We start from the raw sequence: 12,724 nt of genomic DNA, 5'->3' as shown, positions 1-12,724 counted from the left end.
GCACCCCTGAGACCCCCTGCCGCCGGCGCACCGGCCCGCGGCAGGGGGTCTCGTCGTACCGTGGAGGCATGACCAACCGGCTCGCCGACACGCTCAGCCCCTACCTGCGGGCACACGCCGACAATCCCGTCGACTGGCACCCATGGGGCGAGGACGCGTTCACCGAGGCGCGCCGCCGCGACGTGCCGCTGCTCATCTCCATCGGCTACTCGACCTGCCACTGGTGCCACGTCATGGCGCGGGAATCGTTTGCCGACGACGTGACTGCGGCTCAGATCAACGCGCATTTCGTGCCGGTGAAGATCGACCGGGAAGAGCATCCCGACGTCGACACGGCCTTCATGGCCGCGGCCTCGGCCTTCACCAGGAGTCTCGGCTGGCCGCTGACCGTGTTCACCACGCCCGCGGGGCGCACCTTCTACGCGGGCACGTACTTCCCACCCGAGGCACGCGCCGGGATGCCGTCGTTCCGTGACGTGCTCACCGCGGTCAACGAGGCGTGGACGGACCGACGAGCCGAGGTGCTCCAGTCGGCGGATGCCGTTGCGGACGCTCTGCGTGAGGCGGCTGCCGCCGACGCCGGAGGGATGCCCGATGCCGGCGCGATCGCCGCAGCCTCCGCCGCGATCCTGCAGCGGGAGGATCACCGGCACGGGGGCTTCGGCGGGGCGCCGAAGTTCTCGATGGCGACGACGCTGCGCTTCCTGCAGCATCCGATCGCAGGCGGCGCGGATGCTGCCCGCCGCGCACTCGACGCCATGGCGGCGTCGCAGCTGCGCGATGCCGTCGACGGCGGCTTCTTCCGCTACGCGACCCAGGCCGACTGGACGGTGCCGCATTACGAGCGGATGCTCATCGACAACGCGCAGCTGATGGACGTCGCGCTCGCCGCGGGGCGCGACGACGTCGTCCGCGGCATCGCTGGGTTCCTGCTCGGCGTGCTGCGCCGCGAGGGCGGGGCGTTCGGCGCGGCCCAGGACTCCGAGTCGTGGATCGACGGGCGGCGCAACGAGGGCGGCTACTACCGCGCGGACGCCGAGGCGCGGGCATCCCTCGAGCCACCCGCGGTCGACGGCAAGGTGCTCACCGGCTGGAACGGTCTCGCGATCGGGGCGCTCGCCAGGGCCGGGGCGCGGCTGGGCGAGCGGGCGTGGGTGGAAGCGGCGGCCGCGGCGGCCGAGCATGTGCTGCACGTCAACCGGGGTGCGACCGGCGAGCTGGTGCGGTCGTCTCTCGACGGGACACCCGCGAGCGCCGTCGCGACTGCCGCCGACATCGGTCTGCTCGCCGATGGACTGCTCGCGCTGGCACTCGCCACCGGAGAGTCGGAATGGGCGACGCGAGCGCTGGCCGTGCTCGCTCAGCCGCTCGCCGACGACCCGGTGATGGCCGCACGCGGTCTCACGGCCGTGGGCGACGACAATGACGGCGACCTGCCATCGGGGCCGGCTGCCCGGGCATCCGCGCACCTCACCGCCTGGCTGCTGGGCGCGGGTGAGGAGCACCGCGAGCAGGCGGTCGCGCTGTGCGCACCGCTCGTCGAGCGGGCGCTGCAGCATCCGCTCGCGTACGGCGCCCTGCTGCGTCTGGCCGCCGTACTCGCCGGACCGTCGCGTCAGGTCGTCGTGGTCGCCGACAGCGGCGGGGCGCTCACGGACGCCGCCCGCAGAGCCGACGCCGACGTCGTCGCCGTCGTCACGCCATCCCAGGCTCGCGCCCTCGCGGATGCCGGCTTCTCGCTCTTCGCGGGCAAGGACGCAGCCGAGGGCGTGGCGTACGACTGCCGAGACTTCGTGTGCCGGCTGCCGACGAGGGACCCGTCCGCGCTGTCCGTATGATGGCACGGGCCGTACCCGGCCTGGACGAGGAGGTCTCACGATGACCGAGGTGCCGCTGACGACGACGACCACGAAGGGTCTGCATCCCGGGCTCACGCGCCGGCAGATCTCGATGATGGGCCTGGGCGGCGCCATCGGCGCAGGGCTCTTCGTCGGATCGGGGCAGGCCATCGGCATCGCCGGTCCCGCAGTGCTGATCTCATACCTCATCGCCGGCACGGTCGTCATCCTCGTCATGGCGATGCTCGCCGAGATGGTCGCCGCGCGCCCCAGCTCGGGAGCCTTCAGCTCGTTCGCGCAGCGCGCGATGGGTCGCAGCGCCGGAAGCGCGGTCGGCTGGCTGTACTGGATCCAGCTCGTCGTCGTGATCGCCGCCGAGGCCACCGGCGCCGCCGGGATCATCGAGGGGTGGGTGCCCGGCCTTCCGGCGTGGCTGTGGGTGCTGATCTTCGTCGCCACGCTCACCGCCGTGAACCTCTTCGGAGTGCGCAACTACGGACGCTTCGAGTTCTGGTTCGCCGCGATTAAGGTGTTCGCGATCATCGCGTTCCTCGTGGTGGGCGCCGGGGCGATCCTCGGCTTCATCCCCGGTGTACCGGCGACGGGCGTCGGCAATCTCGTCGCGCACGGCGGGTTCGCGCCACACGGCATCGGCGGGGTCGCCGCCGCGCTGCTGGTCGTCGTGTTCGCGTTCGGCGGCACCGAGGTCGTGGCGATCGCCGCCGCCGAGTCCGACGACCCCGCGCACAACATCAGGCGCATCGTGCGCGAGGTGATGGTGCGGATCCTCGTGTTCTATCTCGGTTCGATCTTCGTGATCGTCGCGGTGCTGCCGTGGAATTCGCCCGAGGTGCTCGAGGGCCCGTTCTCGGCCGTGCTCGCCACGCTGCGCGTGCCCGGAGTCGACCTGGTGATGTCGCTCATCGTGGTGCTGGCTCTGCTGTCGGCGATGAACGCGAACATCTACGGCGCGTCCCGCATGGCGTACTCCCTCGGTGAGCGCCGGCTCGCGCCGATCGCGGTCACGCGCACGAGCGGGCGCGGCGTGCCGTACGTCGCGGTGCTGGCCTCGGTCGCGTTCGGATTCGTCACGGTCGTGCTCAACTGGGCGTTCCCTGAGACCGTGCTCGGACTGCTGCTGAACATCGTGGGCTCGACCGTGCTCGTCATCTGGACGGCGACCGTGATCTCGCAGATCATCCTGCGTCGCCGGGCCGACCGCGACGGCGATCCGATGCCGATGCGGATGTGGGGATTCCCCTGGCTGTCGTGGGCGGCGCTTGTGCTGCTCGCAGTGATCATCGCCCTGGCGATGATCGATCCGACGGCGCGCGTCCAGCTGCTGCTGACCCTGGCGCTCACCGCGGCGCTGCTCGGCCTCGCTCGCCTGACCCGCGGCCGTGCCGCGCAGGGCGTGGTCTCGGGCGCTCGAGACGGGTCGTGACCGGCGCAGTCTCACCACGCCCGCTCGACGGGCACAGTAGTGTTGCAGGCCGGAGCGCGCACATCGCGTGCAAGGGAGGACTTCCATGTCGGTTGGTCTGCTGGCGGTCGTCGACGACATCCTGAGCGCCGCGATGAAGGCATCCGCGAAAGCTGCAGGCGTCGTGATCGATGACGCTGCCGTCACCCCGCAGTACGTCCAGGGGCTCACCCCCGCCCGCGAGCTGCCCGTGGTCGGCAAGATCGCGCTCGGCTCGATCGCGAACAAGTTCCTCATAATCATCCCCATCGCGATGCTGCTCACCGCGTTCGCGCCCTGGGTTCTGCCGTACCTGCTCATCATCGGCGGCACCTACCTGTGCTTCGAGGGGGCCGAGAAGATGCTCGAGTGGTTCGGCTTCGCGCACGGGCACGCCGACGAGGGGGCGCGAGACGAGAAGCGGCTGGTCTTGGGCGCGGTGCGCACCGACCTGATCCTGTCGACTGAGATCATGCTCATCTCGCTGGCGAGTCTCGACCCCAACCTCGGGATCTGGCAGACGCTCGGGGTGCTCGCCGTCATCGCGCTCGTCATGACCGGCGTCGTCTACGGTGCGGTGGCGCTGCTGGTCAAGATCGACGACATCGGTCTGAAGATGGCCAAGAACCCGGTGCGCAGGGTGCGTCACACCGGCACACGCATCGTGCGGTCGATGCCGCACGTGTTCCGCGTGATCAGCGTGGTCGGCACCGTGGCGATGCTGTGGGTGGGCGGTCACCTGGTCGTCGTCAACCTCGGCGAGGTCGGCCTGCACGCGCCCGCCGACCTGCTGCACGGCGTCGACGAGCTGCTCGCCTCATTCGGCGGTTTCGTCGTCTGGCTGGGCAACACGCTCATGTCCGCCGTCGCGGGCGTGCTGATCGGTCTGGTCGTGGTGGGCGTGGTTCTGCTGGTCGGACGGATGCTGGGCAAGCGCCCGACGTTCGACGAAGCGCACCGTGTTCACGGCGACGCACACGCGGCACCGGAGTCGGTCGGCTGATTCAGCCCGCGTCGAGCGGATACCGGCGAAGGCATGCCGGCGACGGAACACCGGCGACGACGGGTCAGCTCGTCTCGATCTCGCAGAGGATCATGCCGGTTCTCGTGGAGACGCGATCGTAGAGAGCGCGCGCCCGGCTGTTCGTCTCCGCCGTCAACCAGCAGACCTTGGCCGCGGGAATGGCTGCGGGCAGGGCGACGATGCGCTCGGGTCAGATCCAGCCCGGGAGCCAGTTGTGGATGAGCCAGAACGGATAGGGCACGCTCATGCCGGTCCACACCGGGTAGAAGAACGCCGAGACGAGAACGACCATCACGAGGTACACGGCCACCGTGCGCTGACCGGCAGTCCGGCGGTGCGTCGGAGCGCAGGGCCTGCCAGCGAGTTCTCGCAGCGCCACGACGAGCGCGAGGATGAGGAACGGCATCATGACGATCGTGTAGAACTGGAAGATCGTGCGGCTCGGCACGAGCAGCCACGGCACGTAGGTGGCGACGAGCCCGACCAGCGCGATCGTGTGCATCCGGCCGACGGGGCGGCGCTCGATGAGACCGCGCACGAAGCGATAGAGCAGGTAGAGCGCGGCCGCCACCCCGCCGTACCAGATCAAGGGGTTCGGCACCGACGAGATCACGGCGATGCAGTGGTCGGTGCCGCAGCCCGTCGGATCCGAGCCCACCCAGATCGCCGTCGGCCGCAGCAGCAGCGGCCACTGCCACGCCGGGCTGGCGTAGGCGTGCGCGCTGGACAGCCCGATGTGGAACCCGTACATCGACTCGTGGTACTTCCACAGCGCGACCAGCGGGTTGGCGTCCGCTGCGCGGTCGTAGCCGCCTGTCGTGATCAGCCACCCCGTCCACGAGACGAGATACGTGAACATGGCCGGCCCTACCATCAGCGCGAACGAGACGGGCCCCTGCCGCAGGACGGCATCGCTCGGCCACAGGGGGATGCCCGCCCGGCGGCGGGCGAGTGCGTCGGTGACGACCGCGTACAGACCGAAGATGGCCAGGGCGTACAGTCCCGACCACTTCACGGCAGACGCCGCTCCGAGGGTCGCTCCCGCTGCGATCAACCAGGGGCGGGACCACAGCACGGGTCCGATCAGTCGCAGCGGGCGGTCGTCCGGAGCGGATCGGCGCGCCGCGACGATCCGCGCGTCGAGCAGAGGCAGTGACCTGTCCCGGTCGAGCAGCACGAAAAAGAAGCCGAGCACGATGAAGAAGGTGAGGGCGCCGTCGAGCAGGGCGATCCGGCTCATCACGATGCCCAGACCGTCGATGGCGAGCAGGCCTGCCGCGATCGTCGCGAACACCCGCGAGCGGGTCAGGTGCAGCGCCAACAGGTACAGCACGAGCACCGTCAGAGATCCGAGGATGGCCGTCGTCAGTCGCCAGCCGGCGCTGGAGCCGGGACCCATCAGGGCCATGCCGAGGGCGATGATCCACTTCCCGAGCGGCGGGTGCACGACATACGACCCGGCGGTCTGCATGGCGGAGTCATCGCCGCGGGGCAGCTGCTCATCTGCGCCGTCGCCCCACTTGCCCTCGTAGCCGAGGTTCCACAGCGACCATGCGTCTTTGACGTAATAGGTCTCGTCGAACATGATCTCGTGCGGATGCCCGAGGTTCGTCAGCCTGAGTGCGGCAGCGAGCAGGGTGACGAAGAGCGGGGCGAGCCAGCCCAGCGCTCGGGTGCGAGCAATGCTCGAGACGCCCCATTCCGCGACGCGCTCCCAGCGCGTCGCGGACCGCGGCGGCGGCGTCGGGGGCGCGGACAGGGTCACCAGCTCAGCCTAGGCAATCGACCTCGGATCGGCCCGCGCGGGGCACCTAAGCTGGTGACCCTGTCCGCGACGCGCTCCCAGCGCGTCGCGGACCGCGGCGGCGGCGTCGGGGGCGCGGACAGGGTCACCAGCTCAGCCTAGGCAATCGACCTCGGATCGGCCCGCGCGGGGCACCTAAGCTGGTCGGATGATCATTCTCGCCGCGACCCCGATCGGCAATCTCGGCGACGCGTCCCGCCGTCTGATCGAGGTGCTCGAGAACGCCGAAGTCGTCGCCGCGGAGGACACGCGCACGACGCAGCGGCTGCTGCAGGCACTGAAGATCGAGAACCGTCCGCGCCTGATCGCGCTGCACGACCACAACGAGAAGCACAAGGCCGTCGAGCTCGCCGAGCTCGCCGAACAGCACGACCTCGTGGTCGTCAGCGATGCGGGAATGCCGGCCGTGAGCGACCCCGGCTACGGGGTGGTTGCGGCCGCCGTCGAGCGCGGAGTCACCGTCACGGCGATCCCCGGCCCGAGCGCCGTGCTCATGGCACTCGCCATATCGGGCCTGCCCACCGACCGGTTCACCTTCGAGGGCTTCCTGCCGCGCAAGCCGGGGGAGCGGCGCCAGGCACTCGCAGCCCTGGCATCCGAGCCGCGCACCATGGTGTTCTTCGAGTCGCCGTCCCGGCTCGCGTCGTCGCTCGCCGACATGGGCTCCGCCTTCGGCGCCCAGCGCCGGATCGCCGTGTGTCGCGAGCTCACCAAGCTGTACGAAGAGGTGCGTCGCGGCACCGCCATCGAGCTCATCGCGTGGGCCGAGCACGGCGTGAAGGGCGAGATCGTCGTGGTCGTCGAGGGCGCATCCCCGGTCTCCGTCTCGGCCGACGATGCGCTTGCTCAGGTGCAGGCGCTGGTGGCATCCGGAACCCGCCTGAAGGACGCCTGCGCCGAGGTCTCGGCCGCGACAGGGCTGAGTTCTCGCGACCTCTACCAGTCCGCGCTCGCCGCTCGATGAGTGTCGGCGCCGCGTACGACGCTCGAGCCTCGGAGTACATCGCGCTGCTCGGCGACATCGCGCAGACGGATGCCCGGGACCGGGCGCTCATCGCCGCCTGGCGCGACGCGACGCCGGGGCGCCTGCTGGATGCCGGGTGCGGGCCGGGCCTATGGACGCGCTTGCTGCACGACGGCGAGCCCAGCATCCGCCCCCACGCCTCCCTCACCGCCACCCGCCCCTGAGACCACCAAGCGCACCCACTGTGCGCGCGAAGGGAACGTCCTCCCGCCCGCCGCCCATCACAAGAACGAGAACCAGGTCACGAATCAGAACGCCGCACGGTTCCCGCCTAGAATCGTGAGCATGCCCGCAGGCGAGTCCTTCTACATCACCACGCCCATCTACTACCCCTCCGACGTGCCGCACATCGGTCACGGGTACACGACGGTGGCCGTCGACACGCTGTCGCGCTGGCACCGGCAGGCGGGTGACGACACCTGGATGCTCACGGGCACCGACGAGCACGGCCAGAAGATGCTGCGCGCCGCGGCCGCGAACAACGTCACCCCGCAGGAGTGGGTCGACAAGCTCGTCGGCGAGAGCTGGTTCCCGCTTCTGGAGACCCTCGACGTCGCGAACGACGACTTCATCCGCACCACGCAGCAGCGGCACGAGAAGAACGTGCAGGTCTTCTTCCAGAAGCTGTACGACGCGGGCTACATCTACGCGGGCGAGTACGAGGCGCTGTACTGCGTGGGCTGCGAGGAGTTCAAGCCCGAGTCCGAGATCGTCGACGGCACCGGCCCCTTCGAGGGGCTCAAGGTCTGCGCGATCCACTCCAAGCCGCTCGAGCTGCTGCAGGAGAAGAACTACTTCTTCAAGCTCAGCGAGTTCCAGGACCGGCTGCTCGAGCTGTACAAGACCGAGCCCGACTTCGTGCGCCCCGACTCCGCGCGAAACGAGGTCGTCTCGTTCGTGAGCCAGGGTCTGAAGGACCTGTCGATCTCACGGTCGACGTTCGACTGGGGCATCCCGCTGCCGTGGGACGAGTCGCACGTCATCTACGTGTGGGTCGACGCGCTGCTGAACTACGTCACGGCCGTCGGCTACGGCGAGGACGACTCTTCGGCAGGCGCAGAGACCCAGTTCGAGCGTCGGTGGCCCGGCTATCACGTGGTGGGCAAAGACATTCTGCGCTTCCACGCCGTGATCTGGCCGGCTCTGCTGATGGCCGCCGGGCTCGAGGTGCCCAAGGGGGTCTTCGCGCACGGCTGGCTGCTCGTCGGCGGCGAGAAGATGTCGAAGTCGAAGCTCACCGGCATCGCGCCGACCGAGATCACCGACGTGTTCGGCTCGGACGCGTACCGCTTCTACTTCCTCTCTGCGATCGCGTTCGGTCAGGACGGCTCGTTCTCGTGGGAGGACCTGTCCGCCCGCTATCAGGCCGAGCTCGCGAACGGCTTCGGCAACCTCGCCTCGCGAACGGTCGCGATGATCCAGAAGTACTTCGACGGCGTCGTGCCGGCGCCGGCCGATCACAGCGAGCGCGATCTCGTGGTGCAGAAGAAGGTGGCGGATGCCACGGCCGCCGCCGACGCGGCCATCGAGAGCTTCCGCATCGACGAGGCCATCGACGCGATCTGGACGATCGTCGACGACCTGAACCTGTACATCACCGAGAACGAGCCGTGGGCTCTCGCCAAGCAGGCGGACCCAGGAGACGAGAAGCAGCGCGAGCGTCTCGGCACCGTGCTGTACACCTGCGCGGAGGGCCTGCGCGCTCTGGCCGTGCTGCTGTCGCCGGTGATGCCGCAGTCGACCGCGAAGCTGTGGGATGCCCTCGGCGCCCAGGGCTCGCTCGGTGAGCTCACCGCGCAGCCGATCCGCGAGGCGGGTGCGTGGGGCGTGCTGCAGCCCGGCACGACCGTGTCGCCGCTCGCGCCGCTGTTCCCGCGCGTGGAGCAGACCGCCTAGTCGCCATGGCTGACACCTACGTGCGCGAGCGCTCGACAGAGGGCCGCAAGGATCTGCGCTACCCGGCGGCTCCCGAGCCGCTGACGGCGCCGGTGTACGACAACCACGCGCACCTCGAGATCACCGACGGCATCGAACCGCTGAGCCTGAAGGAGCAGCTCGATCGTGCGGCCGAGGTCGGCATCGCCGGCGTCGTGCAGGCGTCGGGCGACATCGAGTCGTCGCGCTGGGCGGTGGATGCCGCGGCATCGGACCCCCGCGTGCTCGCGGCCGTCGCCATCCATCCGAACGACGCGCCCGTCTACGCCGCCGGCGGGCGCCTCGACGAGGCGATCGCGGTGATCGACGAGCTCGCCGCCCACCCGCGCACCAGGGCGATCGGCGAGACCGGTCTCGACTACTTCCGCACCCCTGACGCCGCCGTCGCCGGCTCGCCCGACCGTGCCGCCCAGCACGAGTCGTTCGAGGCGCACATCGCGCTGGCCAAGAAGCACGGCATCGCCATGCAGATCCATGATCGCGACGCGCACGACGACGTCCTCGAGACCCTGACCCGCGTCGGCGCCCCCGAGAAGACGGTGTTCCACTGCTTCTCTGGCGACGAGGCGATGGCGCGCATCGCTGCGGATGCCGGGTACTGGCTGTCGTTCGCGGGCAACCTCACGTTCAAGAACGCGCAGAACCTGCGCGAGGCGCTCGCCGTCACCCCGCTGGACCGCATCCTCGTCGAGACCGATGCGCCGTTCCTCACCCCGGTGCCTCTGCGCGGACGCCCCAACGCGCCCTACCTCGTGCCGATCACCGTGCGGTTCATGGCCGCCGAGCTGGGCCTCGAGGTCGACGAGCTGTGCGCGCAGCTCGCGGCGAACACGCTCGCGGTGTACGGCGCGTTCCACTGACCGGCTAGCCTGCACTCGTGCGCTTTCTCGACGAGATCACCCTGCAGGACGAGTTCGTGCGGCTGGAGCCGCTCGGCCGGCAGCACGCCGACGATCTGCGTCGCGCCGCGGCGACACTGAGCCATGCGTGGTACACCTCCGTGCCCAGCGGCGACGAGGTGCCGGCCGAGATCGAGCGGCGCCTCGCTCTGCGCGACGCGGGCGGGATGAACCCGTTCGCCGTTCGCCGGCTGCAGACGGGTGAGGTCGTCGGCATGACGACGTTCTGCAACATCGATCAGCCGATGCGCCGGGTCGAGATCGGCCACACCTGGATCGGCACGGCGGCGCAGCGCACCGAGGTGAACGCCGCGATGAAGCGACTGATGCTCGCGCACGCGTTCGACACCTGCGACGCGATAGCGGTGTCGCTGCTCACGCACTTCCACAACCGGCAGTCACGCGCGGCGATCGAGAGGCTCGGAGCGAAGCTCGACGGCATCCTGCGCAACCACCGCATCATGTCGGACGGGTCGCTGCGCGACACGGTCGTCTACTCGATCCTGCCGCACGAGTGGCCGGCGGTGCGCAACGGGCTCGACGCGCGGCTCGCGCGGGCGTAGGCCGCGCGACTAGGCCGCGGTCTCGGGTGCGTCCTCGAGGGCCGGCTTCGCGGCGGCGATGTGCGAGATCTGCCGCCACATCAGCAGCAGCGTGAGCGCCGAGCCGGCGAACGCGAACCACCATGGCGCCGTCAGCCCCCACGTCTGGGCGATCAAGCCGCCGAGCGCCTGGCCGAGGACCATGCCGCCGAAGACGCCGACCATGTTGACCGAGCCGACGCGGCCCTGCAGGTCGTGCGGCACGAGGCGCTGGCGCACCGTCGTCGAGATCGTGCCCCAGACGAACGCGTACGCGCCGAAGCCGAACATGATCACGAGCGCGACGACACCGTTCGTGGTCAGAGCGAAAGCGAGGTGCATGAGCACCTCGAGCGTCAGACACACCTTCATGATCGTGGCGAACGAGACGTGCCGCTCCAGCCATCCGAAGCTCAGGGTGCCCAGCAGGCCGCCCACCGCCGATGCGGTGGTCAGCGCGCCGAAGCCGACCGGGCCCATCCCGAGGTGCTCGGTCGCGTACAGCACGAGGATGCCCCAGGGTGCTGCCCACGTGACGTTGAAGGCGAGGATGATCACGATCAGGGTGCGCACCGGCTTGTTGTGCCACGCCCAGCGCAGTCCCTGCCCGATGTCGTGCCGAACCCGGGTCGGCTCCGCACGCGCCGGCACCGGCTGACGGGCGATCCGCGAGACGAGGATCAACCCGAGAGTCACGGCGAGCACCTGAGCCAGAAACGGCCAGAACGCCCCCACCGCGAACAGGAAGGCGCCCAGAGGAGGGCCGGCCAGCTGATTGGCCACGAGGAAGCCGGCCTGCAGCCGCGCGTTGCCGACGCCGAGATCGGCCGGCTTCACCATCATCGGCAGCAGCGTGCTCGTGCTCGTGTCGGCGAACACCTCCGCCGTGCCGTACAGGAACGACACGACCAGCACGATCGCGATGTTCGCGGTGCCGGTCACGAGCAGCACCACGAGAGCGGCGACGATGACGGCCCGGATGCCATGGGCGAGCATCACGAGCATCCGCCGCTCGACGCGATCCGCGATCGCACCGGCATGCAGCCCGAACAGCAGCCACGGCAGGAACTGCAGCATGGCGCCCGACGCGACCAGCACGGGCGATGACGTCATCGAGGCGATCAGCAGCGGGGCCGCGGCCAGGGCGATGCCGTCGCCGATGTTGCTCGTCCAGGCTGCCGACATCAACCAGCGGAAGTCGCGGCCGAGCCGGCGCGGTGCGATGAGCTCTCCGAGTGCGGTCACCCGCTTGATCTTAGGGGTGGGGCGGGATGCGTGAGAATGGATCCATGACCGTCTCCCTGCTCGGCGCCACCGAGATCCGCCGTCTTGCCGCCGAGCTCGACGTCACCCCCACGAAGAAGCTGGGGCAGAACTTCGTCGTCGACGCCAACACCGTGCGCAAGATCGTGCACGCGGCAGGAGTGCAGGCAGGGGAGCGGGTCGTCGAGATCGGCCCGGGCCTGGGGTCGCTGACCCTCGCGATCCTCGAGGCGGGTGCCTCGGTCACCGCGGTGGAGATCGACCACCGTCTCGCCGAGCGACTGCCGCAGACGGCGCATGAGCGGGGCGTGGCGGACGGCGCTCTGACGGTGGTGGATGCCGATGCGATGCGCGTCACCGAGCTGCCGGGCGAGCCCACCGTGCTCGTCGCGAATCTGCCGTACAACGTCTCGGTGCCCGTGCTGCTGCACTTCCTCGAGACGTTCACGTACCTGCAGCGCGGCGTCGTCATGGTGCAGGCTGAGGTCGCCGAGCGGCTCGCGGCGAAGCCGGGATCGAAGATCTACGGCGCGCCGAGTGTGAAGGCCGCCTGGTACGGCCCATGGCGGCTGTGCGGCACGGTGTCACGACAGGTGTTCTGGCCCGTGCCGAACGTCGACAGCCTGCTGGTCGGCTTCGAGCGCGATCAGACCCCGCGGGGCGACGACGACGAGCGCCGGCGCACGTTCGAGATCGTCGACGCCGCGTTCAACCAGCGCCGCAAGATGCTGCGCCAGGCGCTGTCCGGCCTCTACGGCGGGTCTGCTGCGGCATCGGCCGTCCTGGAGGCCGCGGGCGTCGCGCCCACCGCGCGCGGCGAGGACCTCACCGTCGACGACTACCATCGCATCGCTCTGGTGCATCCCGAAGCGACATCGGTGCCGATAGCCTGAC

General features: G+C 69.9%; 11 protein-coding genes. 9 read left to right on the top strand and 2 right to left on the bottom strand.

Annotated features, from left to right (window positions below; all coding sequences use genetic code 11):
- The first annotated feature begins 68 nt into the window (after positions 1-68).
- The 3 genes from V2S05_RS06265 to V2S05_RS06255 all read left to right on the top strand — a co-directional run bounded on the left by V2S05_RS06265 (position 69) and on the right by V2S05_RS06255 (position 4,303).
- Positions 69-1,838, top strand: a complete 1,770-nt coding sequence (locus tag V2S05_RS06265) for a thioredoxin domain-containing protein (RefSeq protein ID WP_413634437.1) — start codon at positions 69-71, stop codon at positions 1,836-1,838.
- Between the two features lie 40 nt (positions 1,839-1,878).
- Positions 1,879-3,282, top strand: a complete 1,404-nt coding sequence (locus V2S05_RS06260) for an amino acid permease (protein WP_413634436.1) — start codon at positions 1,879-1,881, stop codon at positions 3,280-3,282.
- An 85-nt stretch (positions 3,283-3,367) separates the two neighbouring features.
- A complete protein-coding gene (locus V2S05_RS06255; protein WP_413634435.1) occupies positions 3,368-4,303 on the top strand; it encodes a DUF808 family protein in 936 nt (311 codons plus the stop codon).
- A 211-nt stretch (positions 4,304-4,514) separates the two neighbouring features.
- On the opposite strand, the gene V2S05_RS06250 is transcribed toward V2S05_RS06255, so the two are convergent.
- Complete coding sequence (locus V2S05_RS06250; protein WP_413634434.1) at positions 4,515-6,089, bottom strand: dolichyl-phosphate-mannose--protein mannosyltransferase; 1,575 nt, start codon at positions 6,087-6,089, stop codon at positions 4,515-4,517.
- 187 nt (positions 6,090-6,276) lie between these two features.
- Here V2S05_RS06250 and rsmI point away from each other — a divergent pair, with 187 nt between their 5' ends.
- The 5 genes from rsmI (at position 6,277) to V2S05_RS06225 (ending at position 10,549) form a co-directional block, all read left to right on the top strand.
- Positions 6,277-7,092, top strand: a complete 816-nt coding sequence (rsmI, locus tag V2S05_RS06245) for a 16S rRNA (cytidine(1402)-2'-O)-methyltransferase (RefSeq protein WP_413634433.1) — start codon at positions 6,277-6,279, stop codon at positions 7,090-7,092.
- Entirely contained in the window at positions 7,089-7,316 is a 228-nt protein-coding gene (locus V2S05_RS06240; RefSeq protein ID WP_413634432.1) for a hypothetical protein, read from the top strand. The genes rsmI and V2S05_RS06240 overlap by 4 nt, the downstream gene beginning before the upstream one ends.
- A 121-nt stretch (positions 7,317-7,437) precedes the next feature.
- Entirely contained in the window at positions 7,438-9,048 is a 1,611-nt protein-coding gene (gene metG, locus V2S05_RS06235; protein ID WP_413634431.1) for a methionine--tRNA ligase, read from the top strand.
- Between the two features lie 5 nt (positions 9,049-9,053).
- On the top strand, positions 9,054-9,947 hold the full coding sequence (locus V2S05_RS06230; RefSeq protein ID WP_413634430.1) for a TatD family hydrolase: 894 nt from the start codon (positions 9,054-9,056) through the stop codon (positions 9,945-9,947).
- Positions 9,948-9,964: 17 nt separating this feature from the next.
- Positions 9,965-10,549 (top strand): GNAT family N-acetyltransferase, encoded by a 585-nt coding sequence (locus V2S05_RS06225; protein WP_413634429.1) that lies wholly within the window; start codon positions 9,965-9,967, stop codon positions 10,547-10,549.
- Positions 10,550-10,558: 9 nt separating this feature from the next.
- On the opposite strand, the gene V2S05_RS06220 is transcribed toward V2S05_RS06225, so the two are convergent.
- Positions 10,559-11,812, bottom strand: coding sequence for an MFS transporter (locus V2S05_RS06220; RefSeq protein WP_271637141.1), 1,254 nt, complete (start codon positions 11,810-11,812; stop codon positions 10,559-10,561).
- A gap of 44 nt (positions 11,813-11,856) precedes the next feature.
- On the opposite strand from V2S05_RS06220, the gene rsmA reads away from it, so the two are divergent.
- Positions 11,857-12,723, top strand: coding sequence for a 16S rRNA (adenine(1518)-N(6)/adenine(1519)-N(6))-dimethyltransferase RsmA (rsmA, locus tag V2S05_RS06215; RefSeq protein WP_413634428.1), 867 nt, complete (start codon positions 11,857-11,859; stop codon positions 12,721-12,723).
- Position 12,724: the final 1 nt, after the last annotated feature.

Source organism: Microbacterium sp. OR16 (assembly GCF_047306725.1).
Classification (GTDB): domain Bacteria; phylum Actinomycetota; class Actinomycetes; order Actinomycetales; family Microbacteriaceae; genus Microbacterium.
This window is presented reverse-complemented; position numbering and strand designations above follow the sequence as displayed.

What these genes read in the sequence shown, in the direction of transcription:
- V2S05_RS06265 (WP_413634437.1), top strand. Translation starts at nt 69, where the DNA reads ATGACCAACCGGCTCGCCGACACGCTCAGCCCCTACCTGCGGGCACAC.
- V2S05_RS06260 (WP_413634436.1), top strand. Translation starts at nt 1,879, where the DNA reads ATGACCGAGGTGCCGCTGACGACGACGACCACGAAGGGTCTGCATCCC.
- V2S05_RS06255 (WP_413634435.1), top strand. Translation starts at nt 3,368, where the DNA reads ATGTCGGTTGGTCTGCTGGCGGTCGTCGACGACATCCTGAGCGCCGCG.
- rsmI (WP_413634433.1), top strand. Translation starts at nt 6,277, where the DNA reads ATGATCATTCTCGCCGCGACCCCGATCGGCAATCTCGGCGACGCGTCC.
- V2S05_RS06240 (WP_413634432.1), top strand. Translation starts at nt 7,089, where the DNA reads ATGAGTGTCGGCGCCGCGTACGACGCTCGAGCCTCGGAGTACATCGCG.
- metG (WP_413634431.1), top strand. Translation starts at nt 7,438, where the DNA reads ATGCCCGCAGGCGAGTCCTTCTACATCACCACGCCCATCTACTACCCC.
- V2S05_RS06230 (WP_413634430.1), top strand. Translation starts at nt 9,054, where the DNA reads ATGGCTGACACCTACGTGCGCGAGCGCTCGACAGAGGGCCGCAAGGAT.
- rsmA (WP_413634428.1), top strand. Translation starts at nt 11,857, where the DNA reads ATGACCGTCTCCCTGCTCGGCGCCACCGAGATCCGCCGTCTTGCCGCC.